Origin of the sequence: Propionibacterium freudenreichii subsp. freudenreichii (genome assembly GCF_000940845.1) — a bacterium.
GTDB lineage: Bacteria > Actinomycetota > Actinomycetes > Propionibacteriales > Propionibacteriaceae > Propionibacterium > Propionibacterium freudenreichii.
In genome coordinates, this window is sequence record NZ_CP010341.1 from 956,419 (window position 1) to 979,394 (window position 22,976).

General features: G+C 67.8%; 20 protein-coding genes. 17 read left to right on the top strand and 3 right to left on the bottom strand.

Going from position 1 to position 22,976, the window contains the following annotated elements; genetic code table 11:
* Window positions 1-21 precede the first annotated feature (21 nt).
* Both RM25_RS04045 and holA read left to right on the top strand, forming a co-directional pair.
* Window positions 22-2,343 (top strand): ComEC/Rec2 family competence protein, encoded by a 2,322-nt coding sequence (locus tag RM25_RS04045; protein ID WP_013160773.1) that lies wholly within the window; start codon window positions 22-24, stop codon window positions 2,341-2,343.
* A gap of 55 nt (window positions 2,344-2,398) precedes the next feature.
* Window positions 2,399-3,424 (top strand): DNA polymerase III subunit delta, encoded by a 1,026-nt coding sequence (gene holA / locus RM25_RS04050; protein ID WP_013160774.1) that lies wholly within the window; start codon window positions 2,399-2,401, stop codon window positions 3,422-3,424.
* Between the two features lie 13 nt (window positions 3,425-3,437).
* On the opposite strand, the gene RM25_RS04055 is transcribed toward holA, so the two are convergent.
* Complete coding sequence (locus RM25_RS04055; protein WP_013160775.1) at window positions 3,438-4,100, bottom strand: hypothetical protein; 663 nt, start codon at window positions 4,098-4,100, stop codon at window positions 3,438-3,440.
* A gap of 133 nt (window positions 4,101-4,233) precedes the next feature.
* The gene (rpsT, locus tag RM25_RS04060; protein WP_013160776.1) at window positions 4,234-4,494 is read right to left on the bottom strand and encodes a 30S ribosomal protein S20; all 261 of its coding nucleotides are present in this window, start codon (window positions 4,492-4,494) and stop codon (window positions 4,234-4,236) included.
* Between the two features lie 295 nt (window positions 4,495-4,789).
* Between rpsT and RM25_RS04065 the strand changes: the two genes are divergently transcribed.
* The 9 genes from RM25_RS04065 (at window position 4,790) to RM25_RS04105 (ending at window position 15,213) form a co-directional block, all read left to right on the top strand.
* Complete coding sequence (locus RM25_RS04065) at window positions 4,790-6,115, top strand: ISL3-like element ISPfr2 family transposase (protein ID WP_026138135.1); 1,326 nt, start codon at window positions 4,790-4,792, stop codon at window positions 6,113-6,115.
* Window positions 6,116-6,195: 80 nt separating this feature from the next.
* Window positions 6,196-6,816, top strand: a complete 621-nt coding sequence (locus RM25_RS04070; RefSeq protein ID WP_048769601.1) for a hypothetical protein — start codon at window positions 6,196-6,198, stop codon at window positions 6,814-6,816.
* A 300-nt stretch (window positions 6,817-7,116) separates the two neighbouring features.
* The gene (lepA, locus tag RM25_RS04075) at window positions 7,117-8,946 is read left to right on the top strand and encodes a translation elongation factor 4 (protein WP_013160779.1); all 1,830 of its coding nucleotides are present in this window, start codon (window positions 7,117-7,119) and stop codon (window positions 8,944-8,946) included.
* A 2-nt stretch (window positions 8,947-8,948) separates the two neighbouring features.
* A complete protein-coding gene (gene hemW, locus RM25_RS04080) occupies window positions 8,949-10,148 on the top strand; it encodes a radical SAM family heme chaperone HemW (protein ID WP_013160780.1) in 1,200 nt (399 codons plus the stop codon).
* A gap of 94 nt (window positions 10,149-10,242) precedes the next feature.
* Entirely contained in the window at window positions 10,243-11,124 is an 882-nt protein-coding gene (locus RM25_RS04085) for a DUF3097 domain-containing protein (protein ID WP_013160781.1), read from the top strand.
* 77 nt (window positions 11,125-11,201) lie between these two features.
* On the top strand, window positions 11,202-11,978 hold the full coding sequence (locus RM25_RS04090; protein ID WP_036939389.1) for an inositol monophosphatase family protein: 777 nt from the start codon (window positions 11,202-11,204) through the stop codon (window positions 11,976-11,978).
* A 257-nt stretch (window positions 11,979-12,235) separates the two neighbouring features.
* Window positions 12,236-13,246, top strand: coding sequence for a heat-inducible transcriptional repressor HrcA (gene hrcA, locus RM25_RS04095; RefSeq protein WP_013160783.1), 1,011 nt, complete (start codon window positions 12,236-12,238; stop codon window positions 13,244-13,246).
* A gap of 12 nt (window positions 13,247-13,258) precedes the next feature.
* Entirely contained in the window at window positions 13,259-14,467 is a 1,209-nt protein-coding gene (gene dnaJ / locus RM25_RS04100; RefSeq protein WP_013160784.1) for a molecular chaperone DnaJ, read from the top strand.
* Window positions 14,464-15,213, top strand: coding sequence for a 16S rRNA (uracil(1498)-N(3))-methyltransferase (locus tag RM25_RS04105; protein WP_013160785.1), 750 nt, complete (start codon window positions 14,464-14,466; stop codon window positions 15,211-15,213). Before dnaJ ends, RM25_RS04105 begins: the two co-directional genes overlap by 4 nt.
* On the opposite strand, the gene RM25_RS04110 is transcribed toward RM25_RS04105, so the two are convergent.
* Window positions 15,202-16,494 (bottom strand): metallophosphoesterase, encoded by a 1,293-nt coding sequence (locus RM25_RS04110; RefSeq protein ID WP_230579841.1) that lies wholly within the window; start codon window positions 16,492-16,494, stop codon window positions 15,202-15,204. The two genes, RM25_RS04105 and RM25_RS04110, sit on opposite strands and share 12 nt — an antisense overlap.
* Before the next feature lie 155 nt (window positions 16,495-16,649).
* Between RM25_RS04110 and tgt the strand changes: the two genes are divergently transcribed.
* From tgt to RM25_RS04140, 6 genes are all read left to right on the top strand, one after another.
* The gene (gene tgt / locus RM25_RS04115; RefSeq protein WP_013160787.1) at window positions 16,650-17,918 is read left to right on the top strand and encodes a tRNA guanosine(34) transglycosylase Tgt; all 1,269 of its coding nucleotides are present in this window, start codon (window positions 16,650-16,652) and stop codon (window positions 17,916-17,918) included.
* A 112-nt stretch (window positions 17,919-18,030) separates the two neighbouring features.
* Entirely contained in the window at window positions 18,031-18,582 is a 552-nt protein-coding gene (locus tag RM25_RS04120; protein WP_048769599.1) for a DUF5709 domain-containing protein, read from the top strand.
* A gap of 138 nt (window positions 18,583-18,720) precedes the next feature.
* Window positions 18,721-19,722: a prolyl aminopeptidase gene (gene pip, locus RM25_RS04125; RefSeq protein ID WP_036939754.1), complete on the top strand. Its 1,002-nt coding sequence runs from the start codon at window positions 18,721-18,723 to the stop codon at window positions 19,720-19,722.
* 55 nt (window positions 19,723-19,777) lie between these two features.
* Complete coding sequence (locus tag RM25_RS04130; RefSeq protein ID WP_013160790.1) at window positions 19,778-20,269, top strand: hypothetical protein; 492 nt, start codon at window positions 19,778-19,780, stop codon at window positions 20,267-20,269.
* Between the two features lie 120 nt (window positions 20,270-20,389).
* A complete protein-coding gene (locus RM25_RS04135; RefSeq protein ID WP_044636089.1) occupies window positions 20,390-21,820 on the top strand; it encodes an MFS transporter in 1,431 nt (476 codons plus the stop codon).
* Between the two features lie 131 nt (window positions 21,821-21,951).
* A complete protein-coding gene (locus RM25_RS04140) occupies window positions 21,952-22,959 on the top strand; it encodes a PhoH family protein (RefSeq protein WP_048769597.1) in 1,008 nt (335 codons plus the stop codon).
* Window positions 22,960-22,976 lie beyond the last annotated feature (17 nt).

Genomic DNA, 22,976 nt, shown 5'->3' on the forward strand with positions numbered 1-22,976 from the left:
CCCAGCCGGGCCCACCTGCGGGTGATCGACCTGCGGCTGGTCGCGCCAGCCCTCGTCGCCTGGGCCACGGCATGGATCGTGCTCGCTGACAGTGCGATGGCGACCACGATCATGGCGGTCGGCGTCGTGGTGGCATTCGGGGTGTTGCTGGCGATGCGGCGTTGGCGGGTCGCAGCGTGCGGATTGGTCGCGCTGTCAGCCCTGGCCTGTACGACGGCACATCTGCAGGCCGCCTCGCAGGGGCCCCTTGCCCAGGCCGGACGTGACCGCAGCGTCGTCGCCATCCAGGGCCAGGTGCGCAGTGATCCACGTGAGCTGCCCTCCCGATTCGGGTCCGCGTCCCATGTGGTGCGCATCGACGTGAGCCGGGTCGATATCGCCGGCGTCGGGTGGAACGTGGGATGTCGCGTGGAACTGAGCGGCCATGGGGACCCGGGCGACGCCATCGCCGGCCTGCAGGTGGGCCAGGCAGTGCGCCTGGGTGGACGTGCCGACCAGCCGCGTCAGGCCTCGCAGGGATTGTGCGCCCGCGTCGCCCTGTCGGCATCCCCGCAGGTGATCGCCCCGCCCGGCCCGATGGACTCCACCATCAACCGGATGCGGAGCGGATTGCGTGACGCCATGGGGTGGAACAGCCGGGAACAGGCCGGCCTCGTGCCGTCCCTGGTGGTGGGTGACACCGCCGGCCTTCCCGCCGACCTGGTCGACGACTTCAAGGCCTCAAGCCTCACCCATCTCACCGCCGTCTCGGGCACGAACCTGACGCTCATGCTGGTCTTCTTCATGGCCGTGGCACGCACGGCGGGAGTACGCGGCTGGTGGCTGCGCGGACTCGGGGTCGTGGTGGTGGCATTCTTCGTGGTGATCTGTCGGGCCGAGGCCAGCGTCGTCCGGGCCGCAGCCATGGGCCTGGTGGCGTTGGCCGCAACCGGACGACGCGGAACCGGAGTTGCGGGCCTGCGACAGTTGTCGGTGGCGGTCTGGCTTGTCGTACTCGTCGACCCGTGGTTGGCGCGCAGCTGGGGCTTCGCCCTGTCGGCGACGGCCACGGCCGGGATCCTGTGGTGGGCCGGGCCCTGGCAGGCAAGGATGCGGCGTTGGGCTCCCGGATGGCTCGCCGAATCGCTGTGCGTTCCGGCCGCCGCGCAACTGGCCACGCAGCCCCTCATCACGATCCTGTCCGGCGAGATCTCGGTGGTGGGGCTGGGCGCCAACATGGCCGCGGCACCCTTCGTCGGTCCCGTGACGGTCCTGGGGCTCGTGGCGGCCCTGATCTCGCCGGTGCTCGGCCCGCTGGCGCAGGTGATGGGTTGGCTCGCCGGGTGTTGCGTCCAACCGATCATTCTCATTGCCCATCTGGCGGCATCGGCGCCGATGGCCACCATGACGTGGCCCGTGTCGCCCGGCTCCATCACCTTGTTGATCATCTTCTGCCTGATGATCGCGCTCATCCTGGGGCGCCTGGTCGGACGCCGTCTGGGTTGCCTCGCGTTGGCCGGCGTCATGGTGATCGCCTGCCTGTGGCGACCGCCCCTGCCCGGGTGGCCGCGCGACTGGCAGGTCGTCAGCTGCGATGTGGGCCAGGGCGATGCCACACTCATCCGCACCGGGCCACGGGCGGCGATTGTCGTGGACACCGGACCGGAGCCGGACGCGATGGCCGCCTGCCTGACCACTGCCGGCGTCGACACGGTGCCGCTCCTGGTGCTCACGCATTTCCATGCCGATCACATCGATGGCACCGCGGGAGTGCTCGGTTCCGCGCGGGTGGGTCAGGCGCTGGTCAGCCCACTGGCATCCCCCGCCTCGGGGGCGGCCCGGGTGCGCAGCCAGCTGGAGCGCGCCGGGGTGGAGATCGCCACGGCGTCACCGGGGCAGGAATGGGCCATCGGTGAGGGGCACTGGCGGACCCTGCAGGCCGGTTCCGGGGATGTCCCCGGGCAGCCGACGTCGCCGGGGGCGGGTTCGGAATCGGCCGAGAATGACGCAAGCATCCTCGGGCTCGCGGGCAACGGGGACCTCAATGTGCTGGTCACCGGCGACCTCGAGCCGGACGGCCAGCGCAACGCCCTGCGGGAGGTTCCCCCGCAGTTGCTCCGCGCCGACATCGTCAAGGTGCCCCACCATGGTTCGGCGCGCCAGAGCGAGGACTTCCTGGCGGCCACCGGGGCCAGGGTGGCGCTGGTCAGCGTCGGCAAGAAGAACGGCTACGGCCACCCCGCGGCCGCAACCCTGGAGCTCCTCATGCGCCAGCAGATGACCATCATGCGCACTGATGAGCAGGGGGCGCTGGCGGTGGCCCGTCACAGTGACCGATCCCTGCAGGTGGTCAGCCAGCGGTGAGCGACCGGTCGGGCGGTGGTTCGATGTTGGGGGTGCTCGATGGCACGATGAAGGGGTGAGCGCAAAAACCAGCAGCAAGCCAGTGTTCGGGTCGGTGACCCTGGTCCATGGTTCCGAACAGCTGTTGTCGGAACGGGCGGTGGCTGCATTGCGCAAGCGCGCCATGGCGGAGGAGCCCGGCCTGCAATTGGTCGAACTCGTGGGTGGTGACATGAGCCCGGCCGACTTCGTCGAGGCGAGTGGTGGCTCGCTGTTCGCCGATCACAGCCTGGTGATCATCACGGGGGCCGAGTCGATGGTACCCGAGTCGGTCGACGCCCTCGTCGCATTCGCGGGGGCCCCCAGCCCGGAGGTCGGCGTCATCGTGGTGCACCCGGGAGGGAACAAGGGCCGCGGACTGGTCGACAAGTTGCGCAAGGCGAAGGCCGGTGTGGTCGAAGTGGTCGCCCCCAAGGCGTGGGAACTGCCGAAGTTCGTGCAGGCGGAGGCGCGCGCCGCCCGGGTGGGCATGGAATCCGACGCGGCCCAGACCCTGGTCGATGCCGTCGGCAACGACCTGCGGGCACTTGCCGGGGCGGTCAGCCAGCTGGCCAGCGATTGGGCGGGGGAGAGATTGTCCTCCGAGATGATCTCACGCTATTTCCAGGGACGTGCCGAGGTCACCAGCTTCGCAGTCAGCGATGCAGTCCTGGCGGGCCAGACCGGCCAGGCCCTGGAGCGCCTGCGCTGGGCACTGGACCTGGGCGTGGCACCGGTGCTCGTCACCAGCGCGCTGGCCAACGGCCTGCGTTCCCTGGGGCGCTATCTCGACGTGCGGGCAGAGCGGATGTCCGACATCGAGATGTCGCGCATCGTCGGCGTCCCCCCCTGGAAGGTGAAGACACTGGCGCGCCAGTCCCGGCTGTGGAGCGAGACGGCAGTGGCCCGGGGGCTCATCGCCCTGTCCCGCGCCGATGCCGCCGTGAAGGGCGCCGCAACCGACGCGGGATTCGCCCTTGAGCAGCTGATCCTCGCGCTGGACCATGCCCGGCGCGACGATGCGTCGGGACATCGTCGCAGTGCCGGTGTGCGGCGTCGTTGATGCGCCGTCGCGATCACGGGTGCAAGCGTGCACCCCGCTGGCGGGTGCCGGCCCCCGGACGCGACCTGCGGGCCGGCGGCAGGTGCCGTAGTCCGCGGTAGGTGGGATTTGCCCTGCGGAGTGCCATGTCAACGCGGCGTGCCCTCCGGTTGCCCAGGCCCACCATCAGGCGTACCGCGCGGTAGCCCTCGTCGGCCGCGGGGGATTCGTAGTCGGCCAGCTCCGGGTGCCGCGTGTCGAATCCGGCGGGCTGGTCGAGGGGTTGGCATTCCAGCCACACGCGGGTGCGGGGCAACACCCACCACAGTCGGTCGGGCTGCACCACCGTGCGAACCACGCCCAGTTCCGACCAGGGCAGGGCCAACGTGGGCAGCCTGCGTGCCTGCAGGGTGATCCCGCCGCGGTTCCAGCGAATGGTGCGGCGGGGGAGGTCGCGGACCTCGAGCAGTGCCAGGACCACGCAGATGGCAGCAAGCACGAGCCCGACAATGGTCACGGGTCGCACGGGACGCGACAGGCCACCCACGGCGATCAACAGCCACGCCAGGCACAGCCCCAGGAAGGATGGAAGGAAGGCCGAGAGATATTCGCCGGGTGTGGCACCGAGTCTCACAATGCCCCCGTCGGCGGTGACGGGATCAGGTCCGCTGGTGGACCCGGTCGGGTGCGTGCGCATGCGGGCAGCCTTTCATGCCCGGGGCCGATGTCGGCCCGGTCCGGGCGATGACCTGTTTGTGGACGCAGGACAACGCCCCGACCACCCAGTGGGATCGGGGCGTTGGAAAAGAACTACGCCGTGGGGCGAAAAGTCAGAGTGACTCGACCTTGACGGAGATGGCCGACTTGCGGTTGGCGGCCTGATTGGTGTGGATGACACCCTTCGAGGCGGCCTTGTCGAGGGCGCGGTTGGCAACCTTGGCCAGGTCAGTGGCCTTGTCCTTGTCGCCCGCCGCAGCAGCCTCACGGAAGTTGCGCACATGAGTACGCAGAGCGGACTTCACGGCCTTGTTGCGCTGGCGCGCCTTCTCGTTGGTCTTGTTCCGCTTCTTCTGTGACTTGATGTTTGCCACTGGCCCAACCTTCGTGTTCGTCGTTACTGGGTGGTGTGCCCACAGGACACAGCGATCGAGACTATCACCGGGTCCGTGTCTGCGACAAAAATCGGGGATCTCGGTGCTCCTGCTGACCGCCGCGCACGCAGGTCATGGCGTCCGCTGACGCCCGTGGTGAAAAACAGACTCACCCAAACGAAAACGGGTCTTCTCAGATGAGGGTGTAGGTCGGCCGGGCGCGTCGGTCCGCAGATAGACGTCGAGGTCTCCCGACGATGGAGGTTCCTACGCCATCCATCCGAAAGACCTCGACGTGTCCGACGCTACCCCGCCGGCCGGCTTCGGCCGCCCTGACCTGACCGCCTTCGCTCGACTCGACGGCCTCGGTCTGAGCGTGACCGGACAACGACTTGAACCGGATCGTGCGGTCCTCGCGTGCCGCGTGGTGGAACCAGATCAGTGGTGCCGACGGTGCGGCAGCGAAGGCGCTGCTCGTGACACCGTGATCCGGCGGTTGGCCCACGAGCCGCTGGGCTGGCGACCGACCGTGCTGGAAGTTGTAGTGCGCCGCTACCGCTGTGCCGACTGCGGACACGTGTGGCGCCAAGACACCAGCGCCGCGGCGGAGCCACGCGCGAAGCTCTCGCGCACCGGGCTGCGGTGGGCGCTGGAAGGGATCGTGGTCGCACACCTCACCGTCGCCCGTGTCGCCGAGGGACTCGGGGTCGCGTGGGACACCGCCAACAACGCGGTCCTGGCTGAAGGCAAGCGGCTGCTGATCAACGACCCCACGCGGTTTGAGGGCGTGAAGGTCATTGGCGTCGATGAGCACGTCTGGCGCCACACCAGGCGTGGCGACAAGTACGTCACCGTGATCATCGACCTCACCCCGGTCCGCGATGGCGCCGGCCCAGCAAGGCTGCTGGACATGGTCGAGGGCCGGTCGAAGGCGGCGTTCAAGACCTGGCTCGCCGACCGCGACGACGCCTTCCGTGACGCGGTCGAGGTGGTCGCGATGGACGGCTTCACCGGGTTCAAGACCGCCGCTGCAGAGGAGATCCCGGACGCGGTCACGGTGATGGATCCCTTCCACGTCGTGCGCCTGGCCGGTGACGCCCTCGACAGGTGCCGGCGCCGGGTCCAACTCGCGATCCACGGGCACCGTGGGTTCAGGGACGACCCGCTCTACAAGTCGCGGCGCACGCTGCACACCGGCGCGGACCTGCTCACCGACAAGCAGAGCGACAGGCTACGCGCGCTGTTCGTTGATGACGCTCACGTCGAGGTCGAGGCGACCTGGGGTGTCTACCAGCGCATGATCGCCGCCTATCGCCACGAGGACCGGCAACGTGGCCGCGAGCTCATGGAGAAGCTGATCACCGACCTCAGCGCCGGCGTCCCCAAGGTGCTCACCGAGCTCACCACCCTGGGCCGGACCCTGAAGAAGCGAGCCGCTGACGTGCTCGCCTACTTCGAACGACCCGGCACCAGCAACGGGCCGACCGAGGCGCTCAACGGACGGCTCGAACACCTGCGCGGCTCCGCACTCGGGTTCCGCAACCTGACCAACTACATCGCCCGAAGCCTGCTCGAGACCGGCGGCTTCAGACCCCAACTCCTACACCCCCGATTGGGATGAGCCACGAAAACGGAGTACCATCGAATTAGGTCAATGAGGATTCAACTACTTTCCTCCCATACTTCAAAGGCTGGTGCACTGTGAACCGCTCCGTCTATCGCACGTTGCTGCGAATCGTCGGTATCGTGCTTGCCCTGGTCGGCGTCGCTGCCGTCTTCGGGGGAGTTTTCGCCCACAACAATGTCACTGATCAACTCAAGAAAGAGGCGATCAGCATGCCCACGGCAGATCAGGTGACGAACCTGCCGCAGGCATCCCAGGACGCCCTGAAACCCTTCTTCAACAAGGAGATGACCACTGGCACCGAGGCCAGGGCCTTCGCTGACCACTACATCTGGAACCACATGCAGGCCTCCTGCAAGACGGTCAAGGCCGCCGATGGAACGGCCCTTGATGCCGTGCCGGCCGAGCAGTGCAACTATGCCGGCGTCGGCGACGTGGCCACGGCCAACAAGTCCGACCAGACCAAGTACACGGCCTACACGACCCTGCGCGGCACCCTGCTCACCGGTGAGACCCTGCGAGGCATGCTCCTCACCTCCTACGCCTTCTGGCTGATCGGCACCATCGCCGTCTTCGCCGGCTGGGCCCTGGTGGCGATCGGCATCGTGCTGGCCCTGGTCGGCTTCGTCGGCCTACGTGGTCCCGGCAAGTCCGCCGGGGGTGCTGCCACGCCTGCCGGGCAGACGGCCACTGCATGACCACAACCACACGGGCATGACCACCCACGTGCCATCACATGGGTGCAAGGAGGTCCTGACGGCCTGATCACCGTCGGAACCTGACATCACGGGCGAGAAGTGGGCCGTGGTCACGGGCGGGGCAAGGGTGCCCCCTGTGGCCACGGCCCTCCCCATGTCATCGGGGCGCATCTGTCATCGGGGCGCATCGGGCCATCGGGGCCCTTCGGGCAGCGGCAAATCCGCGTGCGGCAAATTCGCATGAGACAATGGGCGGCGGCGCGTTCACCATGCGCCCTCGATCAAGGAGAACCTTCAGCTTTGTCCGCCACTCCCGGAGCCACCGACCCGGCCATCATCCGGAACTTCAGCATCATCGCCCACGTCGACCACGGAAAGTCGACGCTGGCCGACCGCATGCTCCAACTCACCGGGGTCGTGGATCCCCGCGAGATGCGCGCCCAATACCTGGACAAGATGGATATCGAGCGCGAGCGCGGCATCACGATCAAGTCCCAGGCCGTGCGCATGCCGTGGCACGCCGGCGACCACGACTATGTGCTCAACATGATCGACACACCCGGCCACGTCGATTTCAGCTACGAGGTCTCCCGGTCCCTGGAAGCCTGCGAGGGTGCGGTGCTGCTGGTGGATGCCGCGCAGGGGATCCAGGCCCAGACCCTGGCCAACCTCTACTTGGCGTTGGACGCCGACCTGACCATCATTCCGGTGCTCAACAAGATAGACCTGCCCAGCGCCCAGCCCGACAAGTTCGCCGCCGAGATCGCCGGCATCATCGGAGGCAGGGCCAGCGACGTGTTGCGGGTCTCCGCCAAGACCGGCGACGGCGTGGCCGAACTGCTGGACGCGATCGTCGAGCAGGTGCCCACTCCGCAGGGAGATCCGAAGGCGCCGCTGCGTGCCCTCATCTTCGATTCCGTCTATGACACCTACCGTGGCGTGGTCACCTATGTGCGCGTCGTGGACGGGAAGCTGTCCGACCGTGAACGGGTGCAGATGATGTCCACCGGCAGCGTGCACGAAGTGCTCGAGGTCGGCGTCCATTCCCCGGAGCCGGTCGAATCCCCGGCGTTGGGCGTCGGAGAGGTCGGCTACCTCATCACCGGCGTCAAGGACGTGCGGCAGAGCCGGGTCGGTGACACCGTGACCACGGCCAACCATCCCGCGACCGGGGCCCTGGCCGGGTACAAGCACCCCAAGCCCATGGTCTTCGCCGGCATCTACCCGATCGACGGCGACGACTTCCCCGAATTGCGCGAGGCACTGGAGAAGCTGCAACTCAACGACGCCGCGCTCACCTACGAGCCGGAGACCTCGGCCGCGCTGGGCTTCGGTTTCCGCGTCGGCTTCCTGGGCCTGCTCCACATGGAAGTGGTGCAGGAACGCCTGGAACGCGAATTCGACCTCGACCTGATCAGCACCGCCCCGAGCGTGAACTACCGCGTGGTGATGGAGGACGGATCGGAGCACATGGTCACCAATCCCTCGGAGTTTCCCGAGGGCAAGGTCGAGACCGTCTACGAGCCGGTGGTGCGCGCCACGGTACTGTGCCCGGCGACATATATCGGCGCCGTGATGGAGCTGTGCCAGGCCCGACGTGGCGAACAGATCGGCATGGACTACCTGTCGGAGGACCGCGTCGAGCTGCGCTACAAGCTCCCCCTGGGCGAGATCGTCTTTGACTTCTTCGACGCCCTGAAGTCCAGCACGCGCGGCTATGCCTCATTGGACTACGAGGAGGACGGCGAGCGGGCCAGCGACATGGTCAAGGTCGACATCCTGCTCAACGGCGAACCGGTCGATGCCTTCAGCGCGATCGTGCACCGCGACAAGGCGTTCAGCTACGGCGTGGAGATGACCAACCGCCTGCGCAAGCTCATTCCGCGCCAGCAGTTCGAGGTGCCCGTCCAGGCTGCCATCGGCGCCCGGGTGATTGCCCGCGAGACCATCAGGGCGATCCGCAAGGACGTGCTGGCCAAGTGCTACGGCGGGGACATCTCCCGCAAGCGCAAGCTGCTCGAGAAGCAGAAGCAGGGCAAGAAGCGGATGAAGATGGTGGGCCGCGTGGAGGTACCCCAGGAGGCCTTCGTGGCCGCCCTGACGAACAACGAACTGACCAAGAAGAAGTAGCCATGTCCGACGCGGCGGCCCCGGGACCATTCCCCGGGGGGCACCTGTTTCCTCACGAGGAGCTGCGCGCCCCGACCACACGGCCCTTGTCGGTCTACGTCCACATCCCGTTCTGCGCGGTGCGATGCGGCTATTGCGACTTCAACACCTACACGCCCAGCCAGCTCGCCGGCATGAACATGGACGACTACCTGGCGGCCGTACACGCCGAGATCGCTGCTGCGGCCCGGGCCCTGGGTACCGGGCGCGCCGTGTCCACCGTCTTCTTCGGCGGCGGCACACCGACGATGGCCACGCCTGCGCAGCTGGGTGAGGTGCTGGCCGACCTGCGGGACACCTTCGGCCTTGTTCCGGGTGCGGAGGTGACCACGGAGGCCAATCCCGAGACGCTCGACCGCGCCCGGCTGGAGACCTTGCTGGGGTCCGGGTTCAACCGGCTCAGCCTGGGCATGCAGTCGGCCGATGAGCAGGTGCTCGCCCGGCTGGACCGGCACCACACCCCGGGGCGGGCCCTCCAGGTGGCGCGGTGGGCGCACGAGGTCGGATTCCCCGATGTCTCTTTGGACCTGATCTACGGCACCCCCGGGGAATCGCTGGACAGCTGGCGGGCCACCCTGGACGCGGCCCTGGGCGTCGCACCCGAGCACCTGAGCGCCTACAGCCTGATCGTCGAGGAGGGCACGGCCCTTGCGCGACGCATCCGCCATGGCGAGCTCGCCATGCCCGACGAGGACGCCGAGGCCGACGAGTACCTGCTGGCCGAACGCATGCTCAGCACCGCAGGCCTGGCCAACTATGAGATCAGCAACTGGGCGCTGCCCGGACACGAGGCCCGCCACAACCTGGCGTACTGGCGTTCCGACGACTGGTGGGGCTTCGGTCCCGGGGCGCACAGCCATGTCCATGGCGTGCGCTGGTGGAATGTCAGGCACCCGCGGCGCTATGCGGCACTGCTCGGCGAGGGTGCCCGTCCCCGCGAGGACTTCGAGGTGATCGACGCGCCCACCCGCCATGAGGAGCGCGTGCTGCTGGAGCTGCGGATCGCCGATGGGCTGCCGGTCGGCGAACTCACCGGCACCGAGCGGGCGCGCCTGGCGGAGCCGCTGTCGCGCGGACTGGTCACGGTGGTGGGCGACCGGGTCCACCTCACCCTGCAGGGCCGCCTGCTTGCCGATGCGGTCACCCGCGACCTGCTGGACTGAGCGCGCGGGATTAATCCCGGGTCGCCGTGGTCGTCCCGCCCACCGGTGCGCGCGGGACGACAGGGTGCACCGGGGGTCATTAGGCTTGTGCCGCGTGAGCGCACACGATCGTTACGGACACGACGTGCTGTCGGGGGACTGGCGTCATGCCGGCAAGCCCCGCACCACCGACATGCCCCTGAGCCTTGGCCTGATCGTCGAGGTCGGATCAGATGGCTATTGCGGCGAGGTGGTCGGCTGGGAGAACGGCATGATCGTGCTGGAGGACCGCAACCAACGACGACGCACCTTCCCCGTCGGCGAATACGGCTACCTGGTGGAGGGGCGTCCCGTAGCGCTGCGCATCCCGCCGCGACGCGGTGCGAGCCAATCGCTGCGCACCCCCTCCGGTTCGCGCACCGACAGCCACGAGCAACCCCATGTGGCGCTGGGTTCGCGCATCTATGTGGAGGGACGCCACGATGCCGAGCTGGTGGAGAAGATCTGGGGTGACGACCTGCGCCACGTCGGCGTGGTGGTCGAGTACATGGGCGGCATGGATGACCTGCTGGGGATCGTCGCGGAGTTCGAACCGGCCAGGGGCCGGCGCCTCGGCGTCCTCATCGACCATCTCGTGGCGAACACGAAGGAGTCCCGGGTTGCCGCCCAGGTGCGCCATGCCGGATACGGCGACTATGTGAAGATCACGGGTCACCGATTCATCGACGTGTGGCAGACGATCAGGCCCGACGTCCTGGGTATCAAGGCCTGGCCCGACGTGCCGATGGACCGGGACTTCAAGAAGGGCACGCTCGCCGCCCTTGGCATTCCCCGCCACAAGCCGTACGCCAGGATCGACCAGGCAGACGTCGGCCGGGCCTGGCAGGCCATGCTCGCCAGGGTTTCCACATATCGTGACCTCGACATGGATTTCGTCCGGGAAGTCGAGAAGCTGATCGATTTCGTCACCCAGGACCACATCGACCAGGACAGCTGACAACCGCAGGACGCAACCGATTGCCCACACGACCATGGCAAGAGCGCTCGTGGGGGCGGTGAACAGGAGTGATGACGATGGACACCGATCAGGTGTTGGGCATCATCAAGCAGGTCAGTGCTGACATCGTCGAGCCTCGCTTCCGTGCCCTGCACGAGGACGAGATCGATTCAAAGGCACCCGGCGACTATGTGACGGTGGCCGACCGGGAGGCCGAGCGCGCACTGTCGCAGCAGTTGCGGGCCGGCGCCCGCGATGCGGTGGTGGTCGGCGAGGAGGGGTCCTTCGTCGATCCCGGCCAGTTGGACGCCATCGGCGTGGCGCCGCACTGCTTCGTGGTGGACCCGTTGGACGGCACCAACAACTTCGTGCGCGGCTCGGAGGACTTCGCCGTGATGGTGGCCGAGCTGCGCGGGGTGGAGACCGTCGGCGCCTGGATCTACCAGCCGCGCGCGGGCAAGGCCTATGTGGCCACCCGGGGCGGCGGGGTCTACTGCAATGGCGAACGGATCAGCGCGGCACCCATCCACGTTCCGCCCCAGGGGGCCAGCACCTTCCGGGCCTGGCGCGGCTTTGACGAGGAGGGGCGAATCGCCCCGGTGATCCCCGCCAGCGGCTCGGCCGGGATCGACTACCCGCATGTGGTCACCGCAGCCATCGACTTCGTCGTCTACCGCTTCCCCAAGCCGTGGGATCACCTGCCCGGCCAGCTCATGCTGCAGGAGCTCGGCGGCGACGTCGTGCACCTGGACGGACGCCTCTACCGACCGGGCAGCGGCAGGATGGCGATCCTGTCATGTCGTGACCTGGCGACGGGCCGTCGCGTGGCCAGCGGCTGGCCGCGCCGCGACTGAGCCGCGCGTCACTGCGTCCGGCCTGCCGCGCGGGGCCTACTTTCCGGGACCCACCGCGTCGGGTCCACCGCGGGCAGGCGGGCCCGTCCGCGTGCGTGGCCGGCACTGGCGGCCGAGGAGTAAACTGGCACTCTAGGGCATGGATTGCCAAGCGACGTAGACAGCCAGTGGAACATGGCCTTCGGGGCCGGGCGGGCCATGTCGTTGGGTCGTGCCCCCGCAGACCGGGCCCATCAGAGCACGCGACAGAGGAAACGATGATCGACGATCGCAAATTGGATGTGCTGCGAGCCATCGTGACCGACTATGTCGCCAGCCGCGAGCCCGTGGGCAGCAAGGCCCTGGTGGAACGCCATCACCTTGACGTCTCGCCGGCCACGGTGCGCAACGACATGGCAGCGCTGGAGGAGGAGGGCTATCTCACCCAGCCCCACACGAGCGCGGGACGGATCCCCACGGACAAGGGCTACCGGCTCTTCGTCGATCGCATCGCCCAGGTGAAGCCCCTGTCGCCGGCCGAGCGCCGCGCCGTGTCCACCTTCCTGGAAGGGGCGGTGGACCTGGAGGACGTGGTGCGTCGCACCGTGCGACTGCTGGCCGTGATCACCCACCAGGTGGCGATCGTGCAGTACCCCGAGTCGAACGCGGCCCGGTTGCGCCACGTCGAGGTGGTGACCCTGTCGCCCGAAATGGCCATCGTCATCGTGGTGAACAGTGCCGGCACCGTCTACCAGCGCAGCATCCGCGTGCCCGAACACAGCGATGATGACCTGCAGTTCGTCCGCGACGCCGTCAATGCCGCCGTCGACGGCGAGCCGCCGGCCGGCGCCATCGAGGCGCTCAATGCCCTGGCCGAGCAACCGCTGCCGCGGTTGGGATCCAGCGTCGTCGCGTCAGTGCTCGACATGTTGGCCACCGACGAGGCCCCGCGCGTGGCCGTGGGCGGAGTGCCGAACCTCACGCGGTTCGGCGCCGAGTTCGAGACCACCGTCAAGCCGGTGCTCGAGGCCCTTGAGGAACAGATGGTCCTGTTGCGCCTCGTGGGCGAGGCGGCAGCGGATCATCCCGGTGACGTGGCGGTGCGCATCGGCCAGGAGAATCCCTTCGCACCCCTGAAGACCACTTCGGTGGTGGCCTCCAGCTATGGATCCTTTGAGGCCAGTGCCAATCTGGGCATTGTGGGTCCCACCCGGATGGACTATCCGTCCACCATGGCGGCGGTTCGCGCCGTCGCTCGTTACGTCGGCCAGTTCCTGGCGGAAGGTTGATTTCACCTACTCATGAGCAGTGATTACTACGAGGTGCTGGGCATCGGACGTGATGCCTCCGCCGAGCAGATCAAGCGGGCCTATCGCAAGAAGGCCATGCAGGTCCACCCCGATGTGACCAGCGATCCTGATGCCGAGGAGAAGTTCAAGCAGGTCAATGAGGCCTACGAGGTGCTCTCCGACCCGCAGAAGAAGTCGATCTACGATCGTGGTGGCGATCCGGCCCATGCCGGTGCCGGCGCCGGCGGCGGCTTCGACCCCTTCGGAGGGTTCGGCGGATTCAACGGCGGCGGCCAGATGGGCTTCGACGTGGGTGACCTGCTCGGGGCCATGTTCGGTGCCGGCGGCACCACGCGTGGGCCACGCTCGCGGGTGCGCCAGGGCTCCGACCAACTCGTGCGCCTCGACCTCACGCTCGCCCAGGCAGCCTTCGGCACCGAGGCGCCGCTGACGCTGGACACCTATGTGGTCTGTCCCCACTGCCACGGCCAGGGCTCGGCCAACGGTGAGGAGCCCGTGACCTGCACCCAGTGCCACGGTTCGGGATCAATCACCCAGATCCAGCACTCCTTCCTCGGCGATATCCGGTCCACCGCCACCTGCCCCACCTGTCAGGGCTACGGCTCGGTCATCACCGATCCCTGCCCCGAGTGCTCGGGTGAGGGTCGGGTACGGGCCCGTCGCGACATCACCGTCAAGGTGCCTGCCGGGGTGAGCACCGGCAACCGCATCCAGCTGCGCAGCCAGGCCGAGGTCGGCACCGGCGGGGGACCGGCCGGGGACCTCTACGTCGAGGTGAACGTGCAGCCCCACGAGGTGTTCACCAGGGACGGTGACAACCTCGAGATGATGCTGACCATCCCGATGACCGCTGCGGCGCTCGGCTGCAAGGTGCCCATCAAGACCCTTGAGTCCGAACTGGCCGATGCCGACCCCAAGAAGTCCACTGTGGAACTCGCCATTCCCGCCGGCACCCAATCGGGGGCGCGGATTGCGATCAAGGGTCGCGGCGTCACGAAACTGCGTGGTCGCGACAGCAAGCAGCGTGGTGACCTCGGCGTGACCATCGTGGTGCAGACGCCCACCAAGCTCGACGAATCACAACGCAAGCTGTTGGAGGAACTGGCGGACGCGCGGGGCGAAGTCGGCGACGGCATCGCCAAGACCCATGCCGACGACAAGGGCTTCTTCGAGAAGCTGCGCAAGGCCTTCACCGGATGACCGACCCGCTCTTCCTGGCCGATATCGCCGGTGCCGGACCGGGCGATGTGGTGCTCATCGAGGGGCCGGAGGGTCGTCACGCCGCGACCGTGAAGCGCATGCGCGTCGGCGAGTCGGTCCTGGTGGCCGACGGTGCCGGCGCGGGCCTGCGCGGCGTCATCGACTCGGTGGCCAAGAACTCGGTCTCGGTGCGCGTCGGGGAGCTGATCGCCCGAAGGCCCGCGGCGCTGCACACGGTGGCCGTCCAGGCACTGGCCAAGGGCGAGCGCTCCGATATCGCCGTGGAGGCCATGACCGAGCTCGGCGTTGACGAGATCATCGCCTGGCAGGCCTCCCGCAGCATCGTGCGCTGGGAGGCCAAGGCCGAGAAGGGCCTGGCCAAGTGGCGTTCGTCGGCGCGCGCTGCCACCAAGCAGTCGCGGCGCTTCCGGATCCCGCAGGTCTCCACGGCCGGTACCCCGGGCGTTGTCGAGCGCCTGGCCCGGGCCGACCTGGCCCTGGTGCTGCACGAGGAGGCCACGACGCCACTGTCGGGGCTGAGCGTGCCGTCCGCGGGGGAGTGCGTCTTCGTGATCGGACCCGAGGGCGGCATCAGTCCCGAGGAACTTGAGGCCTTCCGGGGCGCGGGCGCACGGCTCGTCAGCCTGTCGGACGCGGTCCTGCGCGCATCCACTGCCGGAGTCGTCGCCCTGGCCCAGCTCCAGGCACTCGCCGCACGCGGCGGGCCCAACGGCTCAGACCTGTAGCTCCAGCGGAACCGGCTTGCCGCTGCTGTGCAGGCCCGACAGGTCCTTGAGCACCACGTGGTTGCGGTCGTTGGTCGTGCCCAGGGTGAGCTGGGGCATGAGGCCCATGACCTGCCAGCGGCTGCGGAACAGCCATTCCTCGGCGGCGTGGGTGGCGATGCGCCAGAAGTTGAGCAGGTAGCCGCCCTCGTAGAGGTGGAGTAGTGCGTAGCCGCCGGGGTAGGCGGCGCAGGCCGCGTTCTCGAAATATTCGGTGTGGGAGCCCTGCACGTCGGCCTTGCCGCGGCGCATCCGGTGGGTGTGTCCGGTGTGGTGCAGGAAGACCCCCTTGGCGCGCCGTTCGAGGCTCTGCACGGCGAGGCGGTCACGCCACCGCAACATGAATTGGGGCCCGGCCGGTGAGGTGAGGGCCGCGTCGTGGGTGACGGGGTGGTGACTGGTCACCAGGGTGGGGCGGTCGGGTTCGTCGGCCAGGCAGGCGCGGATGTGGTCGAGTTGGTCGGGCAGGATCCATCCGCCGCCCCCGCCGCGGGTGGTGTCGATGCCCAGTATCCGCAGTCCCTCGGGGGTCTGGTTGGCGCACATGTGTTGGTAGGCGACGAAGGCGTCGCCGAAGGGGTCGGTGCCGTCGCGGCGTGGCCGGTCGTGGTTGCCGCGCACGGCAAGCCAGTCGTCCTGGCTGGTGCCGTAGCCGGCGAGCAGCTGCCGGGCCAGCGCGACCTGGTCGCTGGTGCCGTCGTAGGTGATGTCGCCGCCCAGCACGAGGAAGGGGTGGTCGTGGGTGGTGTCGAGTTCGTCGAGCATGGCGGTGAACATCATCCGGGGGTAGCCGGCCTGACCGCGGGCGGGTGCCACCGAGGTGGGCAGTGCCCCCAGCACGATGCCCTGGCGCTTCTCGCCCAGGTGCATGTCGTTGGCCAGGGCGATGGTGGTCAGGTAGCGCCCCGGTGGGGGGATGAGGGTGACGAAGCGGTGGACGCGTTCGGGGCTGGTGTGGCGGTTGGTGGTGTACAGGCCGGGCAGGGGCTGGATTCCTCCCGAGCGGGCGCGGAATCCGTATTCGCGGCCGGGTTCCAGTCCGGTGACGGTGACCTGGTGGAAGGCCCGTGGCGTGGGGTCGTCGTGGACGAGCCGCAGGGTGGAGTCGGCGTCGCCCACCCATAGTTGGGTGTCGGTGAACGCGGGTTGGGGTAGCAGGGACCGTCCGCGGTGGCTGCGGGTGATCCAACTGATCACGGCGCTGGTGGGCGTGATCGTCAACACCTCAAGGTCAGTTGCCACGAACGGCTTGTGCACGGAATTCAACCTACCGTGCATCGCAGACGTCCAGCCATCCGCGATCCTGATGCGGGCACAGTGGCCCTGACAAGGCCCTTTGCGGTAGTGGCGGCGGCTGGATCGGCCCGGATTTCACCTCGCCTGTCACAATCGAGGGCGTGTGCGCCGCCAAGTCCTGCGATTTCTCCTTCTCCGTCGACCATGTGCTGCCCAATGGATTGGGGCGGTCCGGCACGATCACCACGCCGCATGGCCCGATCAGCACCCCGGCCTTCGTGGTGGTGGGCACCAAGGCGACCGTCAAGACCGTCACCCCCGAGCAGATGGACCAGGCGGGCGCCCAGGCCGTGTTGGCCAATGCCTTCCACCTCTACCTGCAGCCCGGCCCCGACATCGTGGACGAGGCCGGTGGGCTCGGTCGGTTCATGAACTGGCCCGGCCCCAGCTTCACCGATTCGGGTGGCTTCCAGGTGATGAGCCTCGGCGTCGGCTTCAAGAAGGTGCTCGCCATGGACGTCACCGGCATGCAGAACGACGATGTGATCGCCGAGGGCAAGCAGCGCGACGCCCAGGTGGACGAGGACGGGGTCACCTTCAAGAGCCCGCTGGACGGATCGACCCATCGGTTCACCGCCGAGGTGAGCATGGGCGTGCAGCACCAGCTCGGTGCCGACATCATGTTCGCCTTCGATGAACTCACCACGTTGATGAACACCAGGGGCTACCAGGAGGATTCGGTGCGGCGCACGCAGCGGTGGGCACAGCGCTGCGTCGACGAGCACTTCCGACTCACCGACGCCCGCTCCGGGCACCCCTACCAGGCACTGTTCGGCGTGGTGCAGGGCGCCCAGTACGAGGACCTGCGCCGTGAGGCCTGCCGCGGGTTGCGCCAGACCCGGGCACAGGTCCCGGGCCACGAGCACGAGGGCTTCGACGGCTACGGCATCGGTGGTGCCATCGAGAAGCAGCACTTGGGCGACATCGTGGGGTGGTGTGCCGAGGAACTGCCCGATGACAAGCCCCGTCACCTGTTGGGCATCAGCGAACCCGACGACCTGTTCGCGGCCTGCGCGGCCGGGGCGGACACCTTCGACTGCGTCAATCCCAGTCGCACCGCGCGCAATGGCGCGATCTACACCGCCCGCGGCAGGTACAACGTCACCACCGCCGCGAACCGGCGCGCCTTCGTTGCGCTTGAGGAGGGTTGCGATTGCTACACCTGCACCCACTACACGCGCGCCTACCTGCACCACATGTTCAAGGCCCATGAGTTCCTGGGCAAGACGCTGGCCACCATCCACAATGAGCGGTTCACCATCAGGCTGGTGGATTCGATCCGCCATGCCGTCCGGGGTGGCGAGTTCGACGCCCTGCGCACCGAATTCCTCGGTTCGTTCTACGGGGGCGCCACGCCCGGACGTGCCTGAGTGGCCGGGGCCGGGCGAACGCGTCCCTAGCAGTGGGTGCACCCATGCCATGTCAATCCCCAACTGGCGAGGCTGGCCGCATGCGGGGCCGGGTTCGTGGCAAGATCGAAACATGAGTGACACCGACGAAGCGATACCCAACGATGGCGTCGAGAACGACGAGAACACGGAGCTGGCCCAGCTGAGTCCGGCAGATTCGCTGATTGATCGCGGCGTCGCTGATCCGTTGGACGAGGGCTACATCCCTCCGGACCACTGGTCGCCGGCGCAGGGGTTCGGCAACACCGCCTCGGAGATGGCCCGCAACGAGACGATTGACCAGCGCCTCACCCAGGAGGAGCCCGAGCCCGATCCCAACGCCCCCGAACACCACTGGAACCCCGATCACGAGCCACGCCAGGTGGGCAGCAAGCGCGCCGGCCGACTGGTGGCCGCGGGCGGTGGCATCGATGCCGAGGACACCGAATCGGAATCCGTGGCCTCTGATGTCGGGATTTCCGGCGGTGCTGCCAGCGCCGAGGAAGCTGCCATGCACATCATCGAGACCGACGACGAGTCCGACGATGATGATGACGATGTGCAGACCGATGACGCCACCGTGAGCAACGATCCCGCGACGGACGGGTCGGGCACCGCCGAGAAGTTGGACGAGGACCAGTCCTGATCCATGGGGCTGGCACGGGCCGCTCGTCGCGCCTGTGCCGCATCCCCCGGGCCTGCGTGATCTGACAACGAAGGAGCAACTGTGTCCAGTCCCCAGCGGTCGACGCTGTCCCCGGTGGCATCGGGCGCCGACCATGATGTGACCGCCGGCGCGGTGGTGCGTCCCCAGCGGGTGCGCTATCCCGATATCGAGCCCTATGACGAGCGGATGCTCGACGTGGGTGACGGCCAGTCGCTGCACGTGGAGCAGAGTGGCAATCCCGACGGCATCCCCGTGGTGTTCGTGCACGGCGGTCCCGGTGGGGGCATTGGCCGCGACTACCGCGGATTCTTCGACCCCGAGTTGTTCCGCATCATCGGCTTCGACCAGCGCGGTTGCGGGCTGTCCACCCCGCATGTGTCCCAGTTGCACGATGCCGCGCAGATGGCGTCCAACACCACTGCCCACCTGGTGGGTGACATGGAGCGCCTGCGCACCGAACTGGGCATTGAGCTGTGGGGCGTGTTCGGCGGATCCTGGGGCAGCACCCTGTCGCTGGCCTATGCCGAGCAGTTCCCCGAACGGGTGAACTGGCTCGTCCTGCGGGGAATCTTCACCCTGCGTCGCAGCGAACTGGACTGGTACTACAACGGCGGGGCCTCCATGGTCTACCCCGAGCACTGGCAGCACTTCCTGGCGCCGCTGCGCCGCGCCGGCTTCGACCTCGATGGCGACAACATCGTCGGCTACCACCGCCTGTTGTGGAGCGAGGACCATGAGCTCGCCCGGGCGGCCGGACTCGCCTGGACGCGGTGGGAGGCCGCCACGTCGAGCCTGCTGTACAGCGCCGAGCACGTCGAGGAATCCAGCGATCCGGACGCCGCACTGGCGTTCGCGCGCATCGAGAACCACTACTTTGCCCACCACGGATTCCTGCGCGAGAACCAGCTGATCGAACAGGCGGGCCGGCTCGGCGACATCGACGGGGTGATCGTGCAGGGCCGCTATGACATGTGCTGCCCCGCGGCCACCAGCCATGAGCTGCACAAGGCCTGGCCACGCGCCGACTACCGCGTCGTGATGGCGGGCCATTCGGCCTTCGAACCCAACATCACCTCCGAGTTGGTGTTGGCCACCGATCGCCTGGCCGCCCGCGGCTAGTTCCCCGACACCATTGATCGCGCCGCTGCGGCGGTGATCCCAGGGGGTGGACCAGATGACCACAAGTAGCGAAGATCTCAGTTCCCAGGGCCCGGCCCGCATGGTCCCGGAGCAGTCGACCACCGCCCTCGTCGCGCGGGCCCTGCGGCGTCCGAAGGTCGTCGGCGTGGTGCTTCTCGCGGCCGAGGTCGTCCTGCGGCTTGCATCGCTGCTCGGCGGTCGCGGTGGGAACGCCGACTACCACGACGTGGACTTCTTCGGCGCCGCAGCGCTGGCCGTCATCGTCATGGCCATGGCGCGCCGGCACCCCACGGCGCAGAACCAATACGCCTGCGGGGCCCTGTTGATCATCGTCATGCTGATCGGATCGACGCACTACCTACGGTTCACCGGCCGCAAGATGTGGGACGACACCTTCAACGTGCTCGACTTCACCGGGTCCATCGCGCTGCTGGTGGTGGGTGTGATCATCATGGGCCGCACCAGGAGGATCAGGAAGGCCGCGCACCCGGCCCCGAACGGGGGAGCTGCTCGCCTCGCGCAGTGAGCGTTCCGCGGCCCCTCGGCAGCCCCGTGCGGTTCGCCGGTAACGCACAAATCACCCAATCGTCTCAGTGGGCGGGATTCTGGGTCTCATGGCGTGAGATTGTCACGTACCGTCTTCGTCGTGACGCAAACACATGCTGAAGACCCCGCCCACCCGGGTCCTGCCCCGGTGAACCACAAGGGCCGCATCATCGTCTCCTCCCTGGTGGGAACGACGATTGAGTTCTACGACTTCTACATCTACGCAACGGCCGCCATCTCGGTGTTCCCGCTGCTGTTCTTCCACTCCTCGGGTGGCAATGGCGCCCTGCTGGCCTCGCTGGCCACCTTCGGCGTCGCCTTCGTGGCGCGCCCCCTCGGATCGGTGCTGTTCGGCCACTTCGGTGACCGCGCCGGACGCAAGGCGACCCTGTTGGCGTCGCTGCTCACCATGGGGGTGGCGACCGTGCTCATCGGGCTGCTGCCCACCTACACGTCCATCGGGATCGTCGCGCCGATGCTGCTCGCCCTGATGCGCTTCTGCCAGGGCCTCGGCCTGGGCGGCGAATGGTCGGGCGCGTCGCTGCTCGCGGGGGAGAACTCGCGCGCCGGCAAGCGTGGCTTCGACTCCATGTGGCCGCAGCTGGGTGCCCCGTTCGGGTTCCTGCTGGCCAACGGATTCTTCTTCATGCTCACCATGACGATGAACTACGACTCCACCCAGGCCACCACCAACCATGCCTTCCTGGCCTGGGGTTGGCGCCTGCCCTTCCTCTTCTCGGCCGTCATCGTCGCGTTGGGCCTGTACGTGCGCTTCAAGCTGCACGAGACCCCGTCGTTCCAGCGCACCAAGGATCGCGGCGAGGTGGTGAAGGCCCCGGTGCTGGAGGTCTTCCGCAGCTCGTGGCGCGACCTGATCCGTGGCACCTTCATCATGCTGGCCACCTACACGCTGTTCTACCTGATGACCACCTGGATCCTCTCCTACGCCATCGGCAAGGTGGCGCTCGGCTACCTGGGCATCAGCTACCACTCGTTCCTGGTGGTGCAGCTGATCACCATCTGCGCCTTTGCCCTGACCATTCCGATCTCGGGCCTGCTCGGCGACAAGCTTGGGCGCAAGCGCTTCCTGCTCGTGGTCACGGTGGCCATCATCGCCTTCGGCCTGAGCTTCGGGTTCTTCCTCGATCCCGCCAGGATGGGCACCGGCAGCTCGGCCAACCTGGTGCTCATGACGGTCTTCATGCTCATCGGCATGACCCTGATGGGCCTCACCTTCGGCATCCAGTCCGCGCTGCTGCCCGAGCTGTTCCCCACCAATGTGCGCTACACCGGTTCGGCGATCTCCTACAACGTGTCGTCGATCCTCGGTGCCGCGGTGGCGCCGTTCATCGCGGCCTGGCTCGCGGCGCGCTTCGGGCCCGGCAGCGTCGGCCTCTACCTGGTCGCCATGGCCGTGTTGACGCTCATCGCCCTGATCACCACCCACGAGACGCGCGACCTCGACCTTGACGCCATCGGCCGCGACAAGCTCGCCGGCGAGGTGCCCGAATCGGTACTCGTCGACGCCTGAGGACACCCGCATCGTGCTGGTCCCGATCCCCACCGTGGTCGGGGCCAGCACCGCGTAGACTTGGGGACAACCGGAGCCTCCGGTTGATCGTTCTTTTTGCGCAGAGATGAGGGACAACCGCCCTGACTAGCATGCATGTGCAACGCGCCGATGCCGGCGATTCCGACTCGGTACGCACGCTGACCGTTCCCGCGTCGGTGGAGATGGTCAATGTGCTCGGCCCCAGCGACACCTTCCTCCGACTGCTGGAATCGCAGTTGGACGCCGACATCCTGGTGCGCGGAAATCGCATCACGTTGACCGGCACTGATGCCGACGTCGAGCTCGCCTCGGACGTGTTCACCGAGATGATCACGATCACCCGCACCGGGCAGGGCCTCACCACCGATGCGGTCGAACGCATCGTGTCCATGGAGAGCGCCGACCCCGAGGTGGCCCCCTCCCAGGTGCTCACCCAGAACATCCTGTCCAGCCGTGGGCGGACCATCCGGCCCAAGACGCTGAACCAGAAGCGCTATGTCGACGCGATCGACAACCACACGCTGACCTTCGGCATCGGCCCGGCCGGTACCGGCAAGACCTACCTAGCCATGGCCAAGGCCGTCCAGGCGCTGCAGTCCAAGAAGGTCAATCGCATCATCCTGACCCGTCCGGCCATCGAGGCCGGCGAGAGCCTCGGCTTCCTGCCCGGAACGCTGAACGAGAAGATCGACCCCTATCTGCGTCCCCTGTATGACGCATTGCACGACATGGTCGAGCCCGAGCGCGTTCCCAAGCTGCTGACCGGCGGGGTCATTGAGGTGGCGCCCCTGGCCTATATGCGTGGACGCACCCTCAATGACGCCTTCATCGTGCTCGACGAGGCGCAGAACACCAGCCCGGAGCAGATGAAGATGTTCCTCACCCGGTTGGGCTTCGGCTCGAAGATCGTCGTCACCGGCGATGTGACCCAGGTGGACCTGCCCGGGGGAGCGCCGAGCGGCCTGCGACAGGTCGAGAGCATCCTCGACGGCGTCGGCGATATCGCCTTCTGCCAGCTGACGAATCGCGACGTGGTGCGTCATCGCCTGGTGGGTCGCATCGTGGCTGCCTATGACCGCTTCGATTCCCGTCGCAACGCCGCTTCGCGCGAGCGGTGAGCGGACCGCGCGTGGCT